Source organism: Pseudorhodobacter sp. (assembly GCF_030452865.1).
In the GTDB taxonomy this organism is placed as follows: Bacteria; Pseudomonadota; Alphaproteobacteria; order Rhodobacterales; family Rhodobacteraceae; genus Pseudorhodobacter.
Map to the genome: position 1 here is coordinate 1 of NZ_JAKDLJ010000397.1, position 3,237 is coordinate 3,237.

General features: G+C 57.6%; 5 protein-coding genes. All 5 read left to right on the forward strand.

The features are described from left to right. A partial coding sequence (locus tag L0H65_RS16985; protein WP_301460410.1) for a preprotein translocase subunit SecY occupies window positions 1-649 on the forward strand: 649 nt, incomplete at its 5' end. 8 nt (window positions 650-657) lie between these two features. Continuing rightward, window positions 658-1,311, forward strand: coding sequence for an adenylate kinase (locus tag L0H65_RS16990; RefSeq protein ID WP_301460411.1), 654 nt, complete (start codon window positions 658-660; stop codon window positions 1,309-1,311). 181 nt (window positions 1,312-1,492) lie between these two features. Beyond that, entirely contained in the window at window positions 1,493-1,861 is a 369-nt protein-coding gene (rpsM, locus tag L0H65_RS16995) for a 30S ribosomal protein S13 (RefSeq protein ID WP_301460412.1), read from the forward strand. Between the two features lie 14 nt (window positions 1,862-1,875). Further along, window positions 1,876-2,265 (forward strand): 30S ribosomal protein S11, encoded by a 390-nt coding sequence (rpsK, locus tag L0H65_RS17000; protein WP_301460413.1) that lies wholly within the window; start codon window positions 1,876-1,878, stop codon window positions 2,263-2,265. A 121-nt stretch (window positions 2,266-2,386) separates the two neighbouring features. Next, window positions 2,387-3,237 (forward strand): DNA-directed RNA polymerase subunit alpha (locus L0H65_RS17005; protein ID WP_301460414.1); only part of this gene is annotated, 851 nt, incomplete at its 3' end.

A 3,237-nucleotide genomic window follows, 5' to 3' on the forward strand; every position in this document is an offset into this window, starting at 1 on the left:
CATGGAGCGCGCGCTGCGCAAGATCCACATCCAGTATCCGCGCCGTCAGGTCGGGATGAAGGTTTATGACGGCGGCTCCAGCCATTTGCCGGTCAAGGTCAACCCGGCAGGCGTTATTCCGGCGATCTTTGCCTCCAGCCTTTTACTGCTGCCGGTAACGATTTCAGCGTTTTCGGGCCAGCAGACCGGGCCGGTCATGTCGACCCTTCTGGCCTATTTCGGGCCGGGGCAGCCGCTCTATCTGTTATTCTTCGTCGCGATGATCGTGTTTTTCACCTATTTTTATACCGCCAACGTGGCCTTCAAGGTGGATGACGTCGCCGAGAACCTCAAAAGCCAGAACGGCTTTGTTCCCGGTATTCGCCCCGGTAAGCGCACCGAGGAATATCTGGAATATGTGGTCAACCGCATTCTCGTTCTTGGTTCTGGCTATCTGGCGCTTGTCTGCCTGCTGCCGGAAATTCTGCGTCATCAGTTGGCGATCCCGTTCTATTTCGGCGGGACTTCGTTGTTGATCGTGGTGTCAGTGACGATGGATACGATCAATCAGGTGCAATCGCATCTGTTGGCGCATCAGTATGAAGGGCTTATCGAAAAGTCCCAGCTGCGTGGCAAGAAACGTGGCCCTCGCGCGCCTGCGCGACGCTGAGGGGGCTTATGGCAAACATCATTCTTCTTGGCCCGCCGGGTGCGGGGAAAGGCACGCAGGCCAAGCGGCTGGAGTCCGAGCGCCGGATGGTGCAGCTTTCGACGGGGGACATGCTGCGTGAGGCAAAGTCCTCCGGTTCCGAAATGGGCCACAAGGTTGCCGCTGTGATGGCGCGTGGAGAGTTGGTGACCGATGAGATCGTGATCGGCCTCATCCGGGAAAGGCTGACCGAGGGAGCCGAGGGTGGGTTCATCTTTGACGGTTTCCCACGCACGCTTGCGCAAGCGGATGCCTTGGCCGATCTGATGGATGAGGTGGGCCAGCGTCTGGACGCGGTGATCGAGATGCAGGTCGACGATGCGGCTTTGGTTGTCCGGATCACCGGGCGTTTCACATGTGGCAATTGTGGTGCGGTTTACCACGACGAGACGAAACCAACCCTGACACCCGGCGTTTGTGATGTTTGTGGTTCCGGCCAGATGCAACGGCGCGCCGACGACAATGCAGACGCTTTGCGCACCCGGTTGATGGAATATTACAAGAAAACTTCGCCCCTGATCGGCTATTACTATGCAAAAGGGTGTTTGACTTCTGTGGACGGATTGGCTGAAATGGATGTGGTCGCGGCGTCTATCGCGTCTGCGCTTGACAGCGCCAATTAATACCACGGCCCGGCCTTGACGGGGGGGCTAAAACCCCATATTGCACGGCGTCCCCTAGGGGAATCGTTTCGGCGCTTGGGTATCCCAAAATCGCAAACGAAAACATCAGGGGCGGATACGCTGCCCTTGGGTTGTGAAAAAAGGTTCTGGAACGACGGAACCGCAACGAAAGGAAGCGCGCGTGGCTCGTATTGCTGGCGTAAACATTCCGACGGGGAAGCGTGTCCCCATCGCATTGACCTATATCACCGGGATCGGTCCCCAGTCGGCCGAGCAGATCTGTGAAGCTGTGGGCATTGACCGCGCGCGTCGCGTGAACCAGCTTTCGGATGCCGAAGTGCTGGCGATCCGCGAACATATTGACGCGAACTACACCGTAGAGGGCGATTTGCGTCGCGAAACCTCCATGAACATCAAGCGTTTGATGGACCTTGGTTGCTACCGTGGCCTGCGCCATCGTCGTGGCCTGCCGGTTCGCGGTCAGCGCACCCATACCAATGCTCGTACCCGCAAAGGCCCCGCGAAGGCCATTGCCGGCAAGAAGAAATAAGGGAGCGTTGAATAATGGCACGCGATAAGACCCGTATGAAGAAAAAGGAACGCAAGAACATCGCCGCTGGCGTTGCGCATGTGAATTCCTCATTCAACAACACCAAAATCCTGATCTCTGACGTTCAGGGCAACGCAATTTCCTGGTCCTCCTCGGGCACCATGGGGTTCAAGGGGTCGCGTAAATCGACACCTTATGCGGCCCAGATGGCGGCAGAGGATGCCGCCCGCAAGGCGCAGGACCATGGCGTGAAAACGATGGAAGTCGAAGTGCAAGGTCCGGGTTCGGGCCGCGAATCCGCGCTTCGGGCGCTGGCCGCTGCCGGTTTGAACATCACATCCATCCGCGATGTGACGCCGATGGCTCATAACGGCTGCCGTCCGCCAAAGCGTCGCCGCGTCTGACGTTCATCTATTCTGCCGGGCCGGGCGCTGTTTGCGCGCGGCCCGGTTTTCGGCATTTCTACATCCTCGGGCGTCGACTGCTTAAGGACATGGGCAGAAGACAGGTATGGAGGCTATTCGCATGATCCACAAAAATTGGGCCGAACTGATCAAACCGACGCAGCTGGTGGTTAACCCCGGCCCGGATGCGTCGCGCACGGCGACCGTGATCGCAGAACCGCTGGAGCGTGGCTTCGGCCTGACGTTGGGCAACGCTTTGCGCCGCGTCTTGATGTCGTCGCTGCAGGGCGGAGCCATTACCTCGGTGCAGATCGACAACGTACTGCATGAATTTTCAAGCGTTGCTGGTGTGCGTGAAGACGTGACCGACATCGTTTTGAACCTGAAAGGCGTCAGCCTGCGGATGGATGTTGAGGGGCCAAAGCGTCTTTCAATTTCCGCCAAGGGGCCGGGCGTTGTCACCGCTGGAGACATCTCAGAATCTTCGGGGATTGAGGTTTTGAACAAGGATCACGTCATTTGTCACCTCGACGATGGCGCCGATGTGTTCATGGAACTGACCGTCAACACCGGTAAGGGCTATGTTTCCGCCGACAAGAATCGTCCGGAAGATGCCCCGATCGGGTTGATCCCGATTGATGCGATCTATTCGCCGGTGAAAAAGGTCAGCTATGAAGTGCAGCCGACCCGTGAAGGTCAGGTGCTGGACTATGACAAGCTGACGATGAAAATCGAAACCGATGGCTCGCTGACGCCGGATGACGCCGTGGCATATGCCGCGCGCATCCTGCAAGACCAGCTGTCGATTTTCGTGAACTTCGATGAGCCGGAATCGGCGAGCCGTTCGGATGTGGATGACGGGTTGGAGTTCAACCCGCTGCTGCTGAAGAAGGTCGACGAGTTGGAATTGTCGGTCCGGTCTGCAAACTGTCTGAAGAATGACAATATCGTGTATATTGGCTATATGATCCA

Coding starts and splice junctions, on each gene's coding strand:
- L0H65_RS16990 (WP_301460411.1), top strand. CDS start 658: ATGGCAAACATCATTCTTCTTGGCCCGCCGGGTGCGGGGAAAGGCACG.
- rpsK (WP_301460413.1), top strand. CDS start 1,876: ATGGCACGCGATAAGACCCGTATGAAGAAAAAGGAACGCAAGAACATC.